Origin of the sequence: Burkholderia sp. WSM2232, from assembly GCF_000472545.1 — a bacterium.
Classification (GTDB): Bacteria; Pseudomonadota; Gammaproteobacteria; order Burkholderiales; family Burkholderiaceae; genus Paraburkholderia.
On sequence record NZ_AWZV01000025.1, the window covers coordinates 26,317 to 46,987 of the forward strand.

Genomic DNA, 20,671 nt, shown 5'->3' on the forward strand with positions numbered 1-20,671 from the left:
CCATGTCCCACATCCACGTCGATTCTGCGAGGGTTACCTGGTTACATACGCCGACCGTCAATGTCCGTACTGCCGCGCGCCGCATCGGTGTGTTGCTGTTCGATGGTTTCTGGCTGCTGGGCCCCGGCACCGTCGTCGAAATGTTTCAGACCGCCAACGAACTGGCGGGCACACGGCCAGGCGAAGAGCCGCCGTATGAGGTGCAGTTCCTGTCGCTCGACGGCGGCAGCGTGCCGAGTTCCTCCGCCGCGCGCATCTGGACCGACCGCATCGACACGCGTTATGGAACCGGGTTCGACGTTCTGTTTATTGCCGGCGGACACGGCGCGCACCAGGCTGCCCGCGACCAGCGGCTGCTCGGCTGGCTGCGCTCGGTGCAGGCGCGCACCCGTGCAATCGAAACCATCGGCGAAGGGCGGCTCGTGCTGGAAGCCGCCAATCCCGGCGAGCCGGAGGCGCTGCAAATCGGCCGCTATGGTCATGGCGCGGCAGATGCGATTCTCAGCGCTTCGAACGACCGCAACGACTGCGCCCGTAGCGCGCTGATGTTCATCAAACGCGATCTCGGCGCCGAACTTGCGCGCAGCGTTGCGGAGCGCGTGATGCCGGGCATGGCCGCGACGTGGGTGCCTCTGCCCGCGGAAGGCGGGACGCTGAGCGTCGCGGAGAAGATCCGCGCGGCGGCGCGCTGGATGGAAGCCAACTGCGACCGACCGGTATCGGTAGCGGACGCGGCACAGGTCGCGGCCATGAGCGAGCGGAATTTCCTGCGGCGCTTCAAGCATGAAATGCATGTCACGCCGTCCGACTATCTGCTTCAGGTCCGCTTGCGCATTGCGTGCAATTTCCTGACCGAAACTGAATTACCCGTCGACAAGATCGCGCGGCGCAGCGGCACCGGCAACGGCGACCGTCTCGCAAAGATTTTCCGCAAGCGCATGGCATTGTCGCCAACCGAGTACCGGGCCCGCAGTCGGCTTGGCTCGTCGGAGCTCTGACACTCAACCGCGCTGCAGACGCAGGCGTGTAACGACCGCTGCGCGAGCGCGCGGCGGTATCCGTTTTGTCGGCAGTTTCTTACGGGCACAGTGGCATGGGCAACCAGGTGTTGGGGACGGCACTACCGGAAGTGAAACTGATCGAACCAGAGGTGTTTGGCGACGAATCCGGCTTCTGTTACGAGAGCTTTAGCGCGGACGAGTTCGTGGACGACGTCGCGCGCGGTTTCGACTTCGTGCAGGACCGCCACCTGCGCGCGGTGCACGGCGTGCTGCGCGGGCTGCACTATCAGGTGCAACGCCCGCAAGGCCGGCTCATGCAGGTCGTGGTAGGCGAGATATTCGACGTCGCCGTCGACGTGCGACTCAATTCGCCCAACTTCGGCAAGTGGTGCGGCGCTTATCTGAGCGCGGAAAATCACCGGCAGGTGTGGGTGCCGCCGGGCTTCGCGCATGGCTTCGTGGTGCTGTCCGACGTCGCCGAATGTTTGTGGAAGGCAACCGAATACTGGTTTCCGGAACTGGAGCGCTGCATCTTGTGGAGCGATCCGGACATCGGCATTGAATGGCCGATCGACTTCGAGCCGATTGTCGGCGCCAAGGATGCGGCGGGGCGTCGTTTATACGAGGCGGAGAATATGGCTTAACGACGCGGGCGTTCGAGAAGTGCGCTCCTGGTGCGGTCTCGCTTTAGCGCAACGTGCGGATTGCGAGGAAGCCGGCGCGCGGCGAACGCTGTGCCGACAATGCGGGTCACTCACGCTCTAACGCTCGGCCGCCAGTGCGTGGACACATGTAGCCCGACTCACAGCAAGAACAGCAACGACTCGCAGTCAACCCGCCGGCTAACGCGTAGACACCACTGGCGCCGATACGCGCGGCCCGAGTCGGGCACCTTGGCACAGTACCTGTGCACAGCGTCGGCAACACTCGCTCCCAGCACCTGATCGCAACACCGAATTACGGCACCACCCCCAAACCAACCCGCCCGCTATCGCGCGCCCACCACCGCGCCGACGCTTGCAGCCACCACGAGCAGTGTGCCCGCGATCTGCAGAACACCCATCGGCTGATGCAATACGATGAAGCCGGCTATTGCGCCAATCGCAGGCTCGACACTCATCAGGATACCGAATGACCCTGCCGGCATGTGACGCAGCGCCACCATTTCAAGCGCGTACGGCAGGAGCGGGACAAGAATCGCGAGCCCTGCCGTCGCCGCAAGCTGGCCGGCCGCGACATGCATGCCGCTTTGTGCGAGACCGAACGGCGTGGCGACCAGCGCCGCCGCAATGAGCGAGACTGACAGTCCCTCGAGTCCGGCAAACAGCTTGCCGGTCTTTTTCATGAGCACGATGTAGCTGCCCCAGCCGCAGGCCGCCGCGCATGCGAGCAATACGCCGAGCGGCTCGCCGACCCAGCCGGCGCGATCGCGTGAGAGCAGCACCACGCCGGCGATGGCTAGCGCCGGCCAGAGCAGCGCACGGGCGCGGCGCACCGAGAGCGTGGCGACCGTGAGCGGTCCGAGAAAGTCGATGGCCACCGCCAGTCCCAGCGGAATGCGCTGAAGCGCCGTGAAAAAGCACAACGTCATGCCGGCCATCGCGGCGCCGAGCGCGCCCGCGGCCAGCCAGTGCGCGCGCGAATAGCTGCGAAAACGCGGACGCACCAGCAGGGCGAGAACGAGTGCGGCCCAGCCCAGGCGCAGCCACGTGGTGCTGAGCGAACCGTAGACGGCCATCGTCGGTTCGGAAAGTGCAGCGCCAAATTGCACGCTCGACATGGACAGGATGCACAGCAGCGCGGCGCCCGCCGCGGCGCTGGCGGGCTTCGCCGGGGCAGGGTCAGGGTTAGGGGCCGGGTCGGCTGTGCACTTGATCGTTGTGTCCGGCATGTATGTTTGCATCGCTGTGAAAGGTCTACCTATCTTATCGACTCTCGCGCCACTAAGATAAGTTGATATTCCTTATGACGACTTCAATTTTCCTGATGAGCCGTGATCTCGACAGCAGTCTGCTCCGCACCTTCGTCACCGTGGCCGAAACGGGCGCAGTGGGCGTGGCCGCAAGACGCCTCGCGCGCACCCAGGCAGCCGTGAGCATGCAATTGCGCCGCCTTGAGGAAGATCTGGGCCAGCGCCTGCTCGAGCGCTCGCCGCGCGGGGTGCAGCTCACCGAAGCCGGCCACCTGTTGCTGCCTTACGCGCACACCATTCTCGGTGCGGGTGCCGATGCGCGCCGCGCGCTGAACGCGGGGCAAGTGTCGGGCACGGTGCGGCTCGGCATGCTCGAGGACATCGCGGTGGGTCGTCTGCCGCGCGCGTTGCGGCGCTTCTCGATTGCCTATCCGCGCGTGGCACTGGAAATCGTGGTGGACAGCAGCGCTGCGTTGTCCAGGCGTCTTGCGGATGGCGTGCTCGATCTGGTGGTTGCCGATCCCGCGTTAGTCAGCGGCACGCCGCTCTTTACGTGGATGCTGCCGCTCTTCTGGGTCGGCGCACGCGGCTATGCGCGCGACGCGCAGGCGCCGGTGCCTCTCGTCGCGTTCGGCGGGCCTTGTCTATGGCAGCAGCAGGTGTCGACGGCGCTGCGCCGCGCGGGCGTCGGCTGGCGGATCGTCTGCACCAGCACGAGCCTGCCCGCCGTGCAGTCGGCGGTCGAAGCGGGGCTGGGTGTGTCCGTTCTGCTCGAAGGCAATATTCGTTCGGAGTCCATGAAGATTCTCGGCCGTGCCGATGGCTTACCCGATGCGCCCGCTGCCGACTTCGGCCTTTTCATACGTGAAGTCGCGAGCGCGCAGGCAGCGGCCGTGCAGACGTTGCAAGGTTTCTTGTGCGAAGAATTGCATCTTGGCTTGCCTCTACACGCGCACGACAGCGAAGCGGGTGTGCGGGTCGGGCAATAGGGAGAATGGGATTGGCGCTGAAGAAGAATGGGAAGCAGTGGCAGCCTTGCATTTGAAGCGAAGCCACAGGAGCTTGAGCACTGCAACCGCAATTGCGCGTGCTGCGTTGCGGAAGGCCCCGGCTCTAGCGGCAACTATTGCAATACGCCGTGGCAGGTATTGCAACAGTGGCTCGCATGCGCGCCGGGGCCGGTAACGCTCCGCTTACACAGTCCGTGGGGCGATCATCGCCGCATCACGCCCATCAGCAAGGTGACGAGGAAGATCACCACGAAGATGAAGAACAGCACCTTGGCGATTTCTGTCGCGCCGGCGGCGATGCCGCCAAAGCCGAATACCGCGGCGATGATTGCGATGACGAAGAAGATTGCAGCGTATCGAAGCATGAGGCCTCCCACCGATGAGTTGCTGGATTGACGTTAAAACGGCGACTCGCAGGCGGCACAGCGTGCCTTGCGCAAGCGATCTACCGGCGTGCGAAGTTCAGCAATAGCTGTGCCCGTGCATTTCGCGTCCGGGTGGAGGCCGTGTACCGCAGCCGCGACGCGCGGTCGGAAACTGTCGCTTCAGTGCAACAAGGCGGCTGTCGGATCGCGCGCAGCGAAATGGTCCGAGGCGCGCCCGGTATGCCGCCCAAGGGCGGGCGCGCGTCGCTGACGCAAAAAAGCCCGATAAACGATTTTGCATTGACGGCAACGTTTGCGACCATTAATAAACGCTGCAATTAAAACAATTTGATCTTGCGTCGAAAAAGCTTGCCGGTTAAAAAGCGGGGTCCAGAATTTAAATGGTTAATTAAGTTTTAACAGATTTTCACCTGCGCAAGCACAATTCGCATTTGCCGGTGCGAAAACGCCAGAAAAATTCCGCGAACCTGCTTGCCAAGTGCTTGATAAACAGGCCAGAATGCGCGCTAGACGGGTGCCGCCGGGCTTCGCGCGACGCTGGTAGAAATGGCGCGAGTGGTACGGCGCCATTCAGGCGTACCGTATGCACGGCAAAACCGGCTATCCGTCGAATGAACAATAAATAGATATTCCGGGCTGAAGCGCATTGAAATTGTTCCAATGCCGCGGCCCGCGGGGTGTGAAGCATAAAATCAAATAGGGACCGGGGGTGGTCATGTCAACAAAGGTTTTGTCGATTTTCGGCACGCGGCCGGAAGCTATCAAAATGGCGCCGCTCATCAAGCAGATGGAGGCCGATGCCGCAATCGACTCCGTGGTGTGCGTCACGGGCCAGCATCAGCAGATGCTCGACCAGGTGCTCGAGCTCTTCGCCATCCAGCCGGACCACAATCTCGCGGTCATGACGGCCAACCAGACGCTAAACGGGCTTGCTTCGCGTCTGATCGCCTCGCTCGACGAGGTGCTCGCGAACGTGCAGCCCGATCGCGTGCTCGTGCACGGCGACACGACCACGGCATCCGCCGCTGCGCTCGCCGCGTTTCACCGCCGCATTCCGATTGGCCATGTCGAAGCGGGGCTGCGCACGCGCGACCTCTCGCAGCCGTGGCCGGAAGAGATGAACCGCCGCATCGTCGACGTCATGAGCGATCTGATGTTCGCGCCGACCCCCAGTTCGAAGGAGCGGCTCGCGGAGGAAACGCTGCAGGGGCGCGTCGTCGTCACCGGCAATACGGTGATCGACGCGCTGAATCTGACCGCGGCGCGGATCGACAACGACCCGGCCTTGCGCGCTTCGCTCGACGCGCGCCTGCCGTTTATCGACGACGCGCGGCCCATGCTGCTCGTCACAGGTCACCGGCGCGAGAGTTTCGGCGCCGGCTTCGCCAACATCTGCGCGGCGCTCGGCGATCTCGCCGAACGCGACACTGTGCAGATTGTTTATCCGGTTCACCTCAATCCCAATGTGCGCGGCCCCGTGCAGGAATCGCTCGGTTCCCGGCGCAACGTTCATCTGATCGATCCGCTCGACTACCTGGGCTTTGTGCGGCTCATGCAGCGTGCTTCGCTGATCCTCACCGATTCTGGCGGCGTGCAGGAAGAAGCGCCCGCGCTCGGCAAGCCGGTGCTGGTGATGCGCGACGTGACCGAGCGTCCCGAAGCGGTAGCGGCCGGCACCGTGCGTCTGGTCGGCACGCAGCGCGAGGCGATCGTGCGGGCCGTCAGCGCGCTCATCGACGACGCGGGCGAGCGTGAACGTTTCGCACATCGTATGAATCCGTATGGCGACGGTCATGCGTCCCGGCGCATCGTAGCCGCGCTGACCGGGCGTCCGTTCGACGAGTTCGCGCCCGCAGCGCCGGCCCGGTCTGCGGAGACGTCATCGGCCACCTCATCGGCCAACTCATCGGCCACCTCATCGGCCAACTCATCGCCCAGCTCACCGGTCGGTTCTCCAGCCATTGCTCCAATGCCGCGCGTCGCCGCGGCAACGTTCGCGAAGTAAAACCCAGCGAGCGCGGGCGTGAGTCCGCGTTCGCACGCGAGCAGGCAGGGGTTTTCCCGGAGCACGGCATGTATCGGCGCTGCGCGCCTTCAGGTGACGCGCGAGCGTGCCGATATAACGGACAGGACGACTGGCGAAACGGGGCATGCCCCGCGGCGGCCGTCGAAGTCCGGCACAGTGCGCAGCTCAGGGCAGACCACGGCCTTACTCCTAGCTCATTCAACCATGGCGGGCAACGTCGCATGTGTCGCCCGCAGGCCAATCCAGGTCAAGACAATATGATGCTCACCACGAAGCTGCGAATCCAGGTCTCCGAGGCGCTATGCGCCCGCCCATCTCTCGTCCCGAGTCCACGTTTGACCGCGCTCGCCGGGCTGCTGCTGTGCGCATTCGGCGCGCATGCCCAGCAACCCGCCGATCTTGCGGGCAGCTTCGCGCAGCTTGGCCACGGCCGTCTCGCAAGCCGCAGCATATCGCTGGCCGAACTGGGCATGCGTGATCCGCTCCTGCTGCGCGCGCCGGATGCCCGCCAGGAACTCTATCTGCCGGTGCCGGCCGGCGTGCCGCTCACGGACGCCAGCTTGCAGGTCGACGGCACCTATCTGCGCGGCAACGGCGGCCGCACGACCATGCTGGTTTCGCTCGACGGCTCACCGGTACTCTCGCGCAGCCCGACTCAGGAGCAGGGCGACGGCTCGGCGACGCTCGGCGTGGACGGCGCCGCGCGCCCAAGCGGCTTTGTGCGCGTGGGCTTCGACTGGTCGTCGGTGATCAACGACAACGTCTGCGCCGACCAGACCGCGATCGGCAATGTCTGGCGCATTGCGCCGACATCCCGCCTGACCTATCGCTACGATCCCGACGCGATTGTCGATCTGCGCGGCGCGTGGAGCGCGCTGCCGCACAAGCCCGTCGTCATGCTCGGCGCACGCAGCGTGGCTGCGCCCGCGTTCAACGCGGGCTGGCGCGTCGAAGCGCTGCTGCAACGCGAAGGCCGCACACCGGCCACGCGCGCGTGGCCGGCCGCCGGTGACACGGTGAACCTGAGCGGCATCGAGGTGCCCGCGCCGTTGCGCGCGGTTCCCGCTTTCGCCGCGCTGGCTGCGGGCGGCTCGCACAAGCTGGCCAATCCCGCGGAGGCCGGTGCGCTGATCGCGCTCGCGCCCGGCGCGGCATTCGCGCCCGACGTGATCGTCGCCGACGACGCGCTACGTACAACCGTGAAGACTTCGCTCGACGCGCTGCGCGCGCAGGTGGCGGGCGTCTCGCCCGCCGCAGCCGAAGCGTTCGACGCCTGGCGCGCGCGCAGCGTCGAGCCGGTCGAAAAGCCGCTTGCGGCCGGCGAAGTGCGCGTCGCGCACGTGGGCGGGCAAACCGCTATCGTGGTGGGCGATAACGACGGCGTCGCAGTGCTCGCGCAGACCTGGCGCCCCATCGACGTGGCGAGCCGCCTCGTGGTTCATCAGATCGACAACGCGCCGGATACGCGCGGCGATCAGATCGCTTTGTCCCTGCTCGGCGGCGAGCCGCGCACGCTCGACGTGCAGGTGCGCGCGAGCTGGGACGCGAACTTCGATCTCGGCGCGGCCTCGGGTAACGGCAAGCTGCCGGATGCCGTCGTGCTCGACGTGGCCGCCGCGCCGACTCTCGACGATTCAGGACAAACCGCGTCGGTCTACTTCAACGACGTGCTGATCGGCTCGCAATTGCTCAGCGCGAACGGCAAGCCGCAACGCATCACCGCGCACGTGCCGCGTTTCGCGCTCGCGCCGCGCAACCAGGTGCGGGTGGAATTCCAGCGCCAGCCGGAAGGCGGTTGCCGTGCACGCGATCGGGGCCATCCTATTGCGGTGCTGCCGAGCAGCCATTTGCGTCTTGCCGACGTGAGTCTCGGCGACGACTTCACCGGCATGGTGGCGCGCTTTGCTTCGCAAGCCGAAGTAATCGTGCCCGCTGCCTATCTCGGCAATGCGACCGAGGCGCTGCCGCGCATTGCGCGTCTCGCGAATGCGAGCGGCATTGCGCCGACGCGCGCGGGCTTCAGCGTCGCCCGCGACGGCGACACGGTAAAGCCGCAAGGCGCGTTTCTCGCCGCGGACGTCGCGCTCGCCGATGAAAAGAGCATCGCGCGTCTCGCCAAGGACCGCCTGTCGTTCACCGATCCGTCCGGCAAGATGCTCGCGGACCTGTCGGGGCTGAACCGCGTCGGCGTCATTGAAGTGGTGAGTTCGGGCAGCGTGCAGGGCGTGTCCTACCGTACCGTTGGCGACACGCCGGCGGTACTGCCGGCCTCGCTGCAACTGTCGCGCGGCGACGTGGCCATCGTCGACGGCAGCGGTACGCTGCGCCAGTTCGATACGCGGCATCCGGGGCAGGCGATCGACGCGCGCGACATTGAAGGTCCGTGGTTCATGCAAAGCTGGCTGCGCTGGGGCGTGCCGGCCGCGCTGATCGGTCTGCTCGTCGTGCTGCTGCTGGTGGCCAATATCGCGCGCCGCAGGAACCGGGACAAGTCGTGAGCATCGCGCTGATCAAATGGTATGCGGGCTACGCGGTAGCTCACTACTACCACGGGCTCGAATACGTTGCCGCGCTGGTGGCGTTCCTGATCGTGCTCTCCAGTATCGACGATCTGTTCATCGATCTGTGGTACTGGAGCCGCATGCTCTACCGCCGCCTGACTGTCGAGCGGACCTACAAGCCGCTGACCGCCGCGCAGCTTTATCAGCGCGAAGAGCAGCCGCTCGCGATCATGGTGCCCGCGTGGCACGAGTACGACGTGGTCGCGGCGATGATCGAAGATCTGGTGCGGGTGATGGACTACCGCAACTATGTGGTGTTCGTCGGCACGTATCAGAACGACCCGCAGACCATCGCCGAAGTGGAGCGCATGCGCCGCCGCTACAAGCAGTTGCGCCGCGTGGAAGTGCCGCATGACGGCCCCACTTGCAAGGCCGATTGCCTGAACTGGGTGATTCAGGCGATCTTCGCTTACGAGCGCGAGGCGGGCATCGAGTTCGCGGGTGTCGTGCTGCATGACAGCGAGGACGTGCTGCATCCGGTCGAGCTGCGCTTTTTCAATTACCTGCTGCCGCGCAAGGACATGATCCAGTTGCCGGTCGCGTCGCTCGAACGCAACTGGTTCGAACTCGTGGCCGGCACCTATATGGACGAGTTCGCGGAGTGGCACGCCAAAGACCTCGTGGTGCGTGAGAGTCTGGTGGGCTCGGTGCCCTCGGCGGGCGTGGGCACGTGCTTCTCGCGGCGTGCGCTGCTTTCGCTGATCGCCGAGACCGACAATCAGCCGTTCAACACAGAGAGTCTCACCGAAGACTACGACGTCGGTGCGCGTCTCGCGAAGATGGGCATGCAATCCATTTTCGCGCGGTTTCCGGTGCAGTTCGCGACGCGCCGCAAGGCATGGTTCGGCTTCGGCGCCGAGCGGGACATTACGGTGACAATGCCTTTGTGCGTGCGCGAGTTCTTCCCCGATACGTTTCGTACCGCGTATCGCCAACGCGCGCGCTGGACGCTCGGCATCGGCCTGCAAGGGTGGAAGCAGACCGGCTGGACTGGCTCGCTCGCGAACCGCTATCTGCTGTTTCGTGACCGCAAGGGCATCGTGACCGCGTTCGTCGGCATCATCGCCTATGGGCTGGTGCTGCAGTTCCTGCTGTTCGCAGGCGCGAGTCTGCTGGGTTTGATGCCGGAGCTGATCGCCTCGCCGTTCGCCGACTCGCCGTGGCTGCGCGGGTTGCTATGGGTCAACGCGGCGGCGCTCGTGTTGCGAGTCGTGCAGCGCGTCTACTTCGTCACGCGTCTTTACGGCTGGGAGCATGGTGTGTTGTCGGTGCCGCGCATGGTGGTCGGCAACTTCATCAATTTCATGGCGGTGTCGCGCGCATGGAAGATGTTCATCGTGCATCTCGCGACGGGCAAGCGGCTCGCATGGGACAAGACCATGCACGATTTTCCGTCCGCCGACGGCTTCAACAATCGCCGCCAGCGTCTTGGCGAACTGCTGCTGTCGTGGCAGGCCATCGACCCCGACAGGCTGGAGCAGGCACTCGGCGAGAGCCATGCGCGCGAGGCGCCGCTTGGCCGTGTGCTGATGGCTAAGGGCTGGCTCGACGAGGAGACGCTTGCCGAAGCGATTGCGTTCCAGACAGATCTGCCGCGCGGTCGGCTGGACCTCGAACAGGTTCGCAAGGACGCGGCCTGTCTGCCGCTCGAGACGATCGTGCGGCACCGCGTGCTGCCGCAGGTCGACGTCACGCATGACGCTCATCGACGCACGGTTCTGCTGACCGCGAGTCCGCTTTCCGACGAAGTGCTTGCTCAACTGAGCGTGCTGATCGACGGCCCGGTGGCTCAGGAGATCGTGCGCGAGGGCGAGATCGCGGCGGGTCTGCGCGTGCTGCGCGGCGTCGACATCGCCGTGCCCGCGGACGCGGGCGCTGGTTCCACGCACCCGCGCAGCGTGCCGCTGATCGGCGATCTGCTGATCGAACATGGGCACGTGCGCCGCGAGGACTTCGAGTCCGCGATGCAGCACTATCGTCCGGACCGTCACGGCCGTATCGGCGACTATATGGTGGCACGCGAGGTGATCTCGATTGCCGCGCTCGACAACGTAATTCAGGAACAGCGCCGCCTGCAGGCCGCGTTGGCGGCGACAGAATGATCGACTCGATTCTTATGCGGCGCGCAGACGCGCAGCCGGCAGACGCGGTTCAGCACCTGCCGCGTTTACGGGGACTGTGGACGGCGACGCGCGAAGCGCGTGCGTCGCGCCAGCGCAACTGCGCAAGCCCGTTCGTGCTGCGCGCGATTGCCGCTGTGGCAGTAGCCGGCGCACTGGGCCTCGCGCCACATGTGTATGCACAGAGTGCGGCGGCTGCCGCGCCGAACGCGCTGCCGCTTGGCGGGGCCGCTTACCGTGTGGCGCAGGAAGCCTACGCCGCGTATGCGAGCGGCGACTATGCGGGCGCCGTCGCGCGAACTCGCGAAGCGATTCGCCAGCGGCCGGACGTGGTGTCGCTGCGTGTACTGCTCGCCAACTCGCTTGCCGCGCAGCGCCGGTATGGCGAAGCGAGCCGTTCGCTCGGCGACGCAATCGCACAACTCGGCCCCGATCCGGCGTTGACCTCGCGGCGCAAGCAGATCGACGCGTTGAACGTGTCGACCCGCGCGGTGGCACGCGGTGGCCGTCAGCAGGCGGGCGATCCGAATGCGCTAAGCGGCGCGGCGCTCAACGCGGCGCAGCACGCGTACAGAGCCTATGCGGCGAAGGATTATGCGGCCACCATCCGCTATGCCAACGACGCACTCGCGCTGCGTCCCGACTTGTTGCGTCTGCATCTGCTGCTGATCGACGCGGCGAGCGCCGCAGGCGACGACGCCGCTGCATGGACCGCCGACCTCGATGCGGTGAAGCGCTTCGGCGATAACGACGAGCTGCGCCTGCGGCGCGGTTTCATCGGCAGCCGGCTCGCGCCCAGGTCCGCGGCAGCCTCGTATGAAGCGCGCCAGCAGGGCGACGCGGCCCGCGCTGCGGCGCTCGCGCGCGAGGCCGTCCGGTACGCGCCGGAGCGCCTCGGCTACCGGATGCAGCTGATCGACGCGCTGTTCGCCGCCAACGACCTGCCCGCCGTGCAGGCCGCTGCAAGCGCGGCAATCGCCGATTTGCCCGCCGACGACGCGTCGCTCATGCCGCTCACGTTGCGCGGCTACGCCCTCGCCGCACAGGGCCGCGCTGCGGATGCCGACGCGGATTTCGCGCGCGCCTTGAAGGCGAGCCACGCAAGCGCGCGAGACCAGCGCGTGGCGCGCATCGTCATTGCCGATGTGTGGATCGCGGGCGGTGAGCCGCAACGCGCGCTGGACCTGCTCGCACCGTTGCAAGCCGCGCGCGACGATACGGATGCCGCGATTGCGCTGCGCCGCGCGCGGGCGCGGGCTGCGTTGGCGCATCCGGTGGCGGCGTCGCTCGATCCGCTGCGCCGGCCGATTATCGAGTGTCTGCTCGACGAGTATGGCTCGAGTTGCTATGTCCATCCAGCCGATCCGGGATTTGCTGCTGCACGCGCTGCACAGAAAGCGTCCGCGGCGAACGACAGGACCGCCGCGCTGCGCGACGCGCGCGAGGCGGTGCAAGCCGCGCCGGATGATCCGCAGCATCGTGTGCAATTGATCGATGCGCTGGTGGCCGCAGGCAACACGCGCGAGGCAAATGACCAGGCGCGCCAGATGGTCGCCCCGGACATGCTCGACGCGCTGCCGGACACGACGGCCGCGTACATCGCACAACGTGCGGGCAACGCGCGCGTCGCCTACGAGCGCTTCAGCCTCGCCGACAAGGCCGGCGCACTGCCGCCGGGCGCGGCCGCGGATGCCGGCTATACGGCGATGCACGCGCATCGCAATCGCGAGGCCGCGCAATACTTCGAGCGGGCTATCGACGCGAGTACGGCGCCGTCGTCCGACACGGAAAGCAGCGCTGCGCCGACGCATTCCACGCCCGCGCAACTGAACGATCTGCGCAGCGCGCACGCGGACGTGACGCGCAACTGGGGCTTCAATGCATCGCTCAATTATCGCGGTGCGGGCATGCAGCCGGGGTATGCGTCCTCGCCCACGCCGGGTACGTCGAACAACTGGCAAAGCGGTGTGGAAGCCTACTGGCGGCCGTTCGGCAGTCTCGGCGAGCGCATGTTCGAAGTCTATGCACGCGGCTATGAAAGCTTCGGTGTGAAGAACGGCGGCGCCACCGGAGTCGATACCTTGCAGGCGACGGTCGGCGCGCGCGCCAAACCGTTCACGCAGATCGACGCAATCGTCGCATTCGAGCGCATCATTCCGATCGGCTCGCGCGTCAATCCGGACTGGCTCGCGCGGCTCGCGTATTCAGGCGGCTTCGGCACCGAGCGTCGCGTGGACGTGCCTGCGTGGTGGACCACGCGCATCTACGCCGAAACGGGCACGTATCTGAACACGGGCTCCGTGTATGCGACCACCAACCTGCAGATGGGCCGCACGTTCCGCATGGACAGCTATAGTCCGAAGTGGACGGTGTTCCCGTATCTGGTGCTGGGTGCGGATTACGATTCGAGCATCAATCACAGCATTCCGCTTGGCGCGGGCGCCGGCATCTCGACGCGCTACTGGTTCCGCGACAGCCAATACGATGCGCCGCGCTCGTATGTCGATCTGTCGGTGCAGTACCGGCTGAAAATCAGCGGCGACGAGCGCGCGCGGGGCGTGTTCTTCGGCGCGGTGTTTGCGTATTGAGGCGGCGGGTATCTGTTGGCGCGTATCTGTTTGAAGCAGCGGGGTGGTATGTCGAAGGCTGACGGCAAAGAGGAATGCGATTCGCGAGAGCGCCATGCGGCGCTCGCGGGTCCACGCTCGCGGCGCCGTCGCGCGCTGCTCGCCGCAGGCGCATTGACCGCGTTGCTCGGCGGCTGCGCAACGGGTCGTTCCGGCGACGCAGACGGCCTCGCGCAGGGCGTGGTATGGCAGCCGGACGCCGACCATCTGGATCCACGCGGCGACTGGCAGCGTCTCGGCGTGAGCGATCTGCTGGTGCAGTGGACGGCCGTGGATGGCACGGCTTATCTGCCGGGTGCCGACGGGACCGGGTCGCCGGGGTCGCCGGGTTTGTCAGGCTCGCCGGGCGCCGATGCCGGGGCGGCGGGTGCCCTGAAAACCGCTCGCCGGTTGCCCGACTGGACCCGCATTGCAAACGAGCCGTGGGCGCGCAATGTGATTGTCGGTCTCGCGGGCCGCTTCGACGAGACCTCGGCGCGCTCGCATGCGGCCCAACTGATCGAGCAGTCACGCAGGCTCGCCGATGTGCGGCCGCCGGTTCGCGTCGCCGGCTATTACTTTCCCGTCGAAGTCGATCCGACCTGGAAAGACGCAGCGACGCTCGGGCCCTTGCTCGGCCGGCTGCCGCGGCCTTTGTGGATCAGCGTCTACGACAATTCGAACATTGGCGGCAAGGCGCTTGCCGCGTGGCTCGACGGCTGGTTGCCGCGCGACGTCGGCGTGTTTTTGCAGGACGGCTGCGGCCTCTACACGCGCGGCCCGGCCGCCGCGCGCGAGTATGCGGATGCTCTGGCGGCGCGGCTGGGGGAAAACCGCGTGCGGATCATCGCCGAGGCGTTCCGTCCCGCTGCGGGCGGCGCTTTTCGCTCCGCGAGCGCCGGGGAACTTGCGCCGCAACTGCATGCGTATCGCGGGCATCGGGTTTATCTGTTCGATGGCCCGCACTATGTGTCGGCGCAACTCGTGCAGGAACTGCTCGCTCTCGAAGGGCCGCGAAGCTAGTGCGCCGGGGGCGTTTCGCAGGGCTTTCGTTTAGCGCAACTGCGACACAGCCAGCAGCAACACCATGCTGCCGATTGCGCCGTCCAGCACGCGCCACGCATTCGCGCGGCGAAACAGCGGCGCCAGGGCGCGCGCACCGTAACCCAGTCCGATAAACCATATACAGCTCACGGCCATCGCGCCGACGGCGAACGCCACGCGTGCGCCTTCCGGTTCGCGCGCGCCGGCAGTACCGACCAGCAGGAAGGTGTCCAGATAAACGTGCGGATTGAGCCAGGTGAAGGCGAGCGTCATGAGGACGATCGGCATGGCGCGTTGCGCGGGCGGTGCTGAAGCGCCGGCGCTAGCGTCCATCACCGCGTGACCGGGGCGTACCGCGCGCCGCAGCGCGTTAATGCCGAACCACGCGAGGTAGGCGAGCCCCACATACAGCATGACGCGCACAAAAAGCGGATAGCGCTCCATTAGCACCGACGCGCCACCGACGCCGGCGCTGATCAGAATGCAGTCCGACAGCGCGCACAGCGCGACGATCTTGCCGACATGCGAGCGCATGATGCCTTGCCTCAGCACAAAGGCGTTCTGCGCGCCGATAGTCACGATCAGCGACGCGCATAGCGCCGCGCCGTGCGAAAAAGACAGCCAGTTCATAGTCGATCCAGTAGACGGAATAACGCAACCCCGCTAGTCTGCGGATCGGGAAGGAATAAGAGAAGCTAATTTCTCTAACTTTGATTAAGGAACGCTAATGCTCGATTACGCGTTGCTGGACGCACTCGCCGCAGTGGTGCGCCACGGTTCGTTCGACCGTGCCGCGAGCGAACTGAACGTGACGCCCTCGGCGGTCTCGCAGCGCGTCAAGCTGCTCGAGGAGCGTGTGGGCAGCGTGCTCGTCAAGCGCGGCCAGCCGTGCGTCGCGACGACCTCGGGCGCGTTGCTGTGCCGTCATACCGAACGCGTGCAAATGCTCGAAGCGGAATTGACGGGCCACGTGCCCGCGCTGCCGGGCGGTCTCGTCGAAACCTGGCCCGCGCTGCGGGTCGCGGTCAACGACGACAGCGTGGGCACCTGGTTCATCGACGCCGTTGCGCCGTTTTGCGCGGAGCGCCAGATGGTGCTCGACCTCGTGATCGACGACCAGGATCACACCGCGCAGCGGATTCGCGACGGCAGCGTGCAGGGCGCCGTGACCACTCAGCCCGAGCCGGTGCAGGGCTGCCGCTCCACGCGGCTGGGACGCATGCGTTATCTCGCGGTTTGCTCGCCGGCGTTTCTCGAGCGCCATTTCGCGGACGGCGTCACGCGCGACAGTTTGCGCCGCGCGCCGTGCGTGGATTTCAATCAGAAGGATCAGTTGCAAAAACGCTTCATGCGCCGGATTACGCGGGCGGACGTGAATCCGCCGTTGCACTGGATACCGCACGTCGCCGGATTTTTGCGTGCCTGCGTGACGGGGCTCGGCTGGGGCATGTGTCCCGAGCGCATGATCGCGTCGCATCTGGCGAGCGGCGAACTCGTGCAGATGGCGCCGGGCAAGCATATCGACGTGGATCTCTACTGGCAGAGCTGGCGTTTGCCGATTGGCTGGCTCGACGACTTCAGCGCGGTATTGCGCAAGCGCGCAGCCGAGTTTCTCGACTAGCTGCGCCTGCACCTGCACCTGCACCTGCACCTGCACACGCGGCCTGTGGCCTGCGCGGCAATGCCGACGCTCGTCGCGTGGCGCTTCCCGCGCGCCGCATCCGCTTTATCTGACCGCCGAGCCGCCTTCGCCCGCGACCGGCTCGCCGTTCTCCGCGGCGGCGGCGTCGCGCGTTTCAGGCATGGCCGCCCACACCAGCAGCACGGCCAGCGCCCCGGCCGCGGCGAGTCCGAAAAAGGCCACCGCATTGCCAAAATGATCGGCGATGAAACCCGCCGCCGCCGTGCTCAACGTCGCGCCGATGCCCGCCGCCAGTCCGAACAGGCCGATGCACAAGTTGTAGCGTCCTTTGCCGCCGGCCACGTCGGCGGCAATCAGCGGCAGCATGACGCCGAACACAGCCGCGCTCAGGCCGTCGAGCATCTGCACCGGCACGAGCAGATAGGGACTGCTGATTCCCGCGAACAGCAGCGCGCGCACCGGCAACGCAGAAAAGCCGAGCAGCAGGATCGGCCGGCGTCCCCAACGCTCGGCGGAACGGCCGACCCACGGCGACATCATCGCGACAATGGCTTGCGGCACGATGATGCACGCCGCGATCACGAGCTGCACGTTATCGCCCATGCTGGCGGTCACTTCGCCCGCGGCGAGATTGAGCATCGCCGCATTGGACAGATGGAACAGCACGATGCAGGCGGCGAACAGCAGCATCCGCTTGTCGCGCAGCAGCTCGCGCAGGCTCTCGCGCCGCTCGGTTTGCGCAGGCGTCGGCGCGGTTGTTGGCAACTGGATCGTGTCGGTGCGCTGGATCATCGCAAGGGCGATCAGCGCCGGCATGGCAAGCCCCGCGGTGAGCCAGAATACCGCGCGCGGCGAATAGTATTCGCCAAACAGGCCCATCAGCCCGGCTGCGACCGCGCTGCCTATCGACGCCCAGCGCGCGTTGCGCCCGAGCCGGTCGCCGAGATTCGCGCGGCCGACGAGTGCGAAAGAAATCGCCGCGAGCGCTGGCGTCAGCATGCAGCTGGCGAATCCGTGAAAGACCTCGGCGGCGAACACCGGCAGTACCGTCGGACTCGCGGCGAGCAGCACCGCGCTCAGGATGATCGCGATGATCGCCCACGCAGCCGCGCCTTTCTTGTTGCGCAGTGCGTCGACGGCGGCGCCGCCCGGCACCTGGCTCACCATTGCGCTGATCGTGCCCACGGAGAGCGCGAGGCCGATCTCGCCCTGGGTCCACTTGTGCGAGGCCAGATACGACGCGATGAACGGACCGAAGCCCGTTTGCACGTTGGCGACGAAGAAATTGAGCCAGTCGAGCGCGCGCAGGCTCCGCGCTGTAACCAGAGTGCGGCCTGTCATCGGACCGCCCGTGCGCTTGAACCCACGGCGGAACCCGCTGCGGAAGTCGAGGCGGAAGCAGACGCCGCTGCGGAGCCGGTCGAGGCGCCGGGCGCCGTGGCCGCTGCGGCAGCGGGCGCGGCAGGCGGAGCCGGCGAGACGGCGCGGATCGGCTTGTCACTCGCATACGGCGGCGCGGCGTTGATCTGCGCGTCACTCAGGTCGAGTTGCGGGTGCAGTTCCTTGTCTTTCGCGACGAAGCGCAGCGCCGACCAGTTGGCCGCAATCGTGCGCCGCTCCGTGCTCACTATCCCGTTGACGTCGAGCACGACCGCCTGCGGCTGCGCGCTCGCGTCGATCAGCACGTCGATCACGCGGCCTACCTTCGCGCCGTTCGAGCGCTCGACGGTTGCGTCGATTAGCGGTACCAGCATGCCCGCGTTGGACTTCGCGGGGCTCACCGGCGCAGCCGACGGGTTCAGCGTGATCGGCGCGCTCTTCGCGGTCGGCGTGAAGCGGAATGCATTCCACGCGAAATTGACCTTGCGGTCGCCCACGCCCAGGAAGCCTTGCAGATTGACCACGACTTCGCGCGGCTTGCCGCTCGCATCCGCGATCATGTCGACCGCCCGTCCGACGACCTTGCCATCCGGCTTCTGCACCTCGCTGTCGAGCAGCGTGCGAGCGTAGCTGCGCTCGATCGTGCGCACGAAAATCAGCGGCGGGGGCGGCGGCGGAGGAGGCGGCGGCGCGACCACGGGCGGCGGCGGCTCGACCTTGTGCGGCTTGACGACCGGCTTCTTCGGCTTTTTCGGCTGCTCGGGCTCGGCGGCTTCGGTCTCGACGGGCTCGGGCGCCGACGCGGCCACCGGCGCACTCGCGGCTTCGACCGGCATCACCGTGGCTTCGACGATCGGCGCTTGCCGCGTGCCCCACAGCAGGCTGCTGCAGCCGGACAGCGCGAGAAGCGCCAGCAGCGCGAACGCAGCGAGAAGAGTTTGACGCCAGGCAGGAAGCGAAAAGCCGCCACTCATCGGGAGGAACTCCATGGACCGGGGCGGCCCGTAAGGGGCCGCGGGTGGTTAGTACGGGCAAGAGTTTAACCCGCGACGCCGGGTGGTCCCGTTTTGAGGGTCGTGTGAGTGCGAGGCGGGAAGCACGGTTCGTGCCGCGCAGCGGATAGGGCAGTTCGGTCGGAAGCTCTCAGAACGCTTTCATATGCGCTTGCCGCCGGTCGCAAACCGTAGGTGTAAACGCGTGGGTCGCGGGCGCGCTGTGCCGTCGCTTGAACGATATAAGCGACGCGACATGCCCGGCATGCCGCTCATGCGATGGGAGATATATCTACGGTGGCCTACATTTCGAGACACAAAAACGTGACACAAAAAACACAAAGCCGCCGGAGCGATTCTGAAGCGCTTAGAGGCGGTTCAGAAGCGGGCCAAAAAAGCGGGCGGAAGCGGGCCAAAAACGGGCCCAATAAAGCGGGCCCAAAGCGCGCCACCCTGCGCACATTCAATTAACGCAAAGAGACGAACCTGATGACGGCCACCATGACGGCCGTTTCAGCATGCTGATAAAGGAGGCACTCATCATGATGGAACCCCACGCCCAGCCGCTTTCCGAAGCCGGCGCCGAGTCGTTCGACACCCGGGGCCTGCTCGACCGCTACTTCGAGATTACCGCGCGCGGAAGCTCGCAGCGCCAGGAGATCGTCGCGGGCATCACCACTTTTCTCGCGATGGTCTATTCCGTGTTCGTCGTGCCAGGCATGTTCGGCAAGGCGGGCTTCGACACGAGCGCGGTGTTCGTCGCCGTGTGCCTGACCACTGCGTTCGGCTCGCTGCTGATGGGCGTGTGGGCGCGCTTGCCTATCGCGATAGGCTGCGCCATTTCGCTGACCGCCTTTACGGCGTTCGGTCTCGTGCTGGGCAAGGGCCTGCATCCGACGGTTGCGCTCGGCGCCGTATTCCTGATGGGCGTGGTGTTCACCGCAATTTCGGTGACGGGCGTGCGTTCGTGGATTCTGCGCAATCTGCCCTCGGGCATCGCGCACGGCACGGGCATCGGCATTGGTCTTTTCCTGCTGCTGATCGCCGCTAACGACGTCGGTCTCGTCGTCAGGAATCCGGGCGCCGGTCTGCCGGTCGCACTCGGGCATATCACGGCGTTGCCGGCGCTCATGTCGGTGGCTGGGCTCGCGGCGATCTTCGGCCTGGTGCGCCGCCGTGTGCCGGGCTCGATCCTGATCGTGATCGTCGCGATTTCGGCGCTTGCGCTGCTGGTCGATCCGGCCGTGTCGTTTCACGGCGTGTTCGCGGTGCCGTCGCTGAGCGCGCCGGGGCACGAGTCGCTGATCGGCGCGATGGATCTCAAGGGCGCGCTCTCGATGGCGGTGCTGCCGAGCGTACTGGCACTCGTGATGACGGCCGTGTTCGACGCCACCGGCACGATCCGCGCGGTGGCGGGCCAGGCGGGTCAGCTCGACGAAAACGGCCGCATCATCAACGGCGGGCGGGCACTGACGGCGGATTCGGTCAGCTCGATTTTTTCGGGCCTGCTCGGCGGCGCGCCGGCTGCGGCGTATATCGAATCGACCGTCGGCGTGGCGGCCGGCGCGAAGACCGGCATGGCCGCGGCCGTGGTCGGCCTGCTGTTTCTCGGCGTGATGTTCTTCTCGCCGCTCGCGGGCCTCGTGCCTTCGTACGCGACGGCGCCCGCGCTGATGTACGTGGGCCTGCTGATGCTCTCGAACGTCAGCAAGCTGCACATGGACGATATGGTCGATGCGATGTCGGGTCTCATGTGCGCGGTCTTCATCGTGCTCACGGCGAATATCGTGACCGGCATCATGCTGGGCTTCGCGACGCTCGTGATCGGCCGCGTGGTGAGCGGCGAATACCGCAAGCTGAACGTGGGCACGGTGGTGATTGCAATCGTGCTGGTCGGCTTCTACCTGGGGGGCTGGGCGATCTGATGCGGCAGGGGGCGCGGGCGGCGTCGGCGGTTCGGCGGTTCGCGCGGTACGGCGGTACCGCGCGGA

15 protein-coding genes are annotated in these 20,671 nt (G+C 66.3%); 10 read left to right on the forward strand and 5 right to left on the reverse strand.

The window, feature by feature from the left end:
- The first annotated feature begins 2 nt into the window (after window positions 1–2).
- Both F757_RS0121890 and rfbC read left to right on the forward strand, forming a co-directional pair.
- Window positions 3–998 (forward strand): GlxA family transcriptional regulator, encoded by a 996-nt coding sequence (locus F757_RS0121890; RefSeq protein ID WP_027213261.1) that lies wholly within the window; start codon window positions 3–5, stop codon window positions 996–998.
- 95 nt (window positions 999–1,093) lie between these two features.
- Complete coding sequence (gene rfbC, locus F757_RS0121895) at window positions 1,094–1,645, forward strand: dTDP-4-dehydrorhamnose 3,5-epimerase (protein WP_027213262.1); 552 nt, start codon at window positions 1,094–1,096, stop codon at window positions 1,643–1,645.
- A 344-nt stretch (window positions 1,646–1,989) separates the two neighbouring features.
- Here the strand turns inward: rfbC and F757_RS0121900 are convergent, their stop codons facing one another.
- A complete protein-coding gene (locus F757_RS0121900) occupies window positions 1,990–2,892 on the reverse strand; it encodes an EamA family transporter (RefSeq protein ID WP_027213263.1) in 903 nt (300 codons plus the stop codon).
- Between the two features lie 74 nt (window positions 2,893–2,966).
- On the opposite strand from F757_RS0121900, the gene F757_RS0121905 reads away from it, so the two are divergent.
- Window positions 2,967–3,902: a LysR substrate-binding domain-containing protein gene (locus tag F757_RS0121905; protein ID WP_232221439.1), complete on the forward strand. Its 936-nt coding sequence runs from the start codon at window positions 2,967–2,969 to the stop codon at window positions 3,900–3,902.
- A 224-nt stretch (window positions 3,903–4,126) separates the two neighbouring features.
- On the opposite strand, the gene F757_RS35345 is transcribed toward F757_RS0121905, so the two are convergent.
- Window positions 4,127–4,288 carry a DUF1328 domain-containing protein gene (locus F757_RS35345; protein ID WP_006051149.1) on the reverse strand — a complete coding sequence of 54 codons (162 nt, stop codon included), beginning with the start codon at window positions 4,286–4,288 and terminating at the stop codon, window positions 4,127–4,129.
- Window positions 4,289–5,024: 736 nt separating this feature from the next.
- On the opposite strand from F757_RS35345, the gene wecB reads away from it, so the two are divergent.
- The 5 genes from wecB to F757_RS0121940 all read left to right on the forward strand — a co-directional run bounded on the left by wecB (window position 5,025) and on the right by F757_RS0121940 (window position 14,645).
- Window positions 5,025–6,314, forward strand: coding sequence for a non-hydrolyzing UDP-N-acetylglucosamine 2-epimerase (gene wecB / locus F757_RS0121920; RefSeq protein ID WP_027213266.1), 1,290 nt, complete (start codon window positions 5,025–5,027; stop codon window positions 6,312–6,314).
- A gap of 356 nt (window positions 6,315–6,670) precedes the next feature.
- Window positions 6,671–8,833, forward strand: a complete 2,163-nt coding sequence (locus F757_RS0121925; RefSeq protein WP_232221440.1) for a cellulose biosynthesis cyclic di-GMP-binding regulatory protein BcsB — start codon at window positions 6,671–6,673, stop codon at window positions 8,831–8,833.
- Window positions 8,830–10,998, forward strand: a complete 2,169-nt coding sequence (locus F757_RS0121930; protein ID WP_027213268.1) for a glycosyl transferase family protein — start codon at window positions 8,830–8,832, stop codon at window positions 10,996–10,998. Before F757_RS0121925 ends, F757_RS0121930 begins: the two co-directional genes overlap by 4 nt.
- Window positions 10,995–13,604: an NfrA family protein gene (locus F757_RS0121935; protein WP_027213269.1), complete on the forward strand. Its 2,610-nt coding sequence runs from the start codon at window positions 10,995–10,997 to the stop codon at window positions 13,602–13,604. The genes F757_RS0121930 and F757_RS0121935 overlap by 4 nt, the downstream gene beginning before the upstream one ends.
- Before the next feature lie 48 nt (window positions 13,605–13,652).
- Window positions 13,653–14,645: a hypothetical protein gene (locus F757_RS0121940; RefSeq protein ID WP_027213270.1), complete on the forward strand. Its 993-nt coding sequence runs from the start codon at window positions 13,653–13,655 to the stop codon at window positions 14,643–14,645.
- A 30-nt stretch (window positions 14,646–14,675) separates the two neighbouring features.
- On the opposite strand, the gene F757_RS0121945 is transcribed toward F757_RS0121940, so the two are convergent.
- Window positions 14,676–15,296, reverse strand: a complete 621-nt coding sequence (locus F757_RS0121945; protein WP_027213271.1) for a LysE/ArgO family amino acid transporter — start codon at window positions 15,294–15,296, stop codon at window positions 14,676–14,678.
- A gap of 97 nt (window positions 15,297–15,393) precedes the next feature.
- Between F757_RS0121945 and F757_RS0121950 the strand changes: the two genes are divergently transcribed.
- Window positions 15,394–16,287, forward strand: a complete 894-nt coding sequence (locus F757_RS0121950; RefSeq protein ID WP_027213272.1) for a LysR family transcriptional regulator ArgP — start codon at window positions 15,394–15,396, stop codon at window positions 16,285–16,287.
- A 105-nt stretch (window positions 16,288–16,392) separates the two neighbouring features.
- On the opposite strand, the gene F757_RS0121955 is transcribed toward F757_RS0121950, so the two are convergent.
- Window positions 16,393–17,649 carry an MFS transporter gene (locus F757_RS0121955; protein ID WP_027213273.1) on the reverse strand — a complete coding sequence of 419 codons (1,257 nt, stop codon included), beginning with the start codon at window positions 17,647–17,649 and terminating at the stop codon, window positions 16,393–16,395.
- Window positions 17,646–18,662 carry a PRC-barrel domain-containing protein gene (locus F757_RS0121960; RefSeq protein WP_027213274.1) on the reverse strand — a complete coding sequence of 339 codons (1,017 nt, stop codon included), beginning with the start codon at window positions 18,660–18,662 and terminating at the stop codon, window positions 17,646–17,648. The genes F757_RS0121955 and F757_RS0121960 overlap by 4 nt, the downstream gene beginning before the upstream one ends.
- 560 nt (window positions 18,663–19,222) lie before the next feature.
- On the opposite strand from F757_RS0121960, the gene F757_RS0121965 reads away from it, so the two are divergent.
- Window positions 19,223–20,605, forward strand: coding sequence for an NCS2 family permease (locus F757_RS0121965; RefSeq protein ID WP_027213275.1), 1,383 nt, complete (start codon window positions 19,223–19,225; stop codon window positions 20,603–20,605).
- Window positions 20,606–20,671 lie beyond the last annotated feature (66 nt).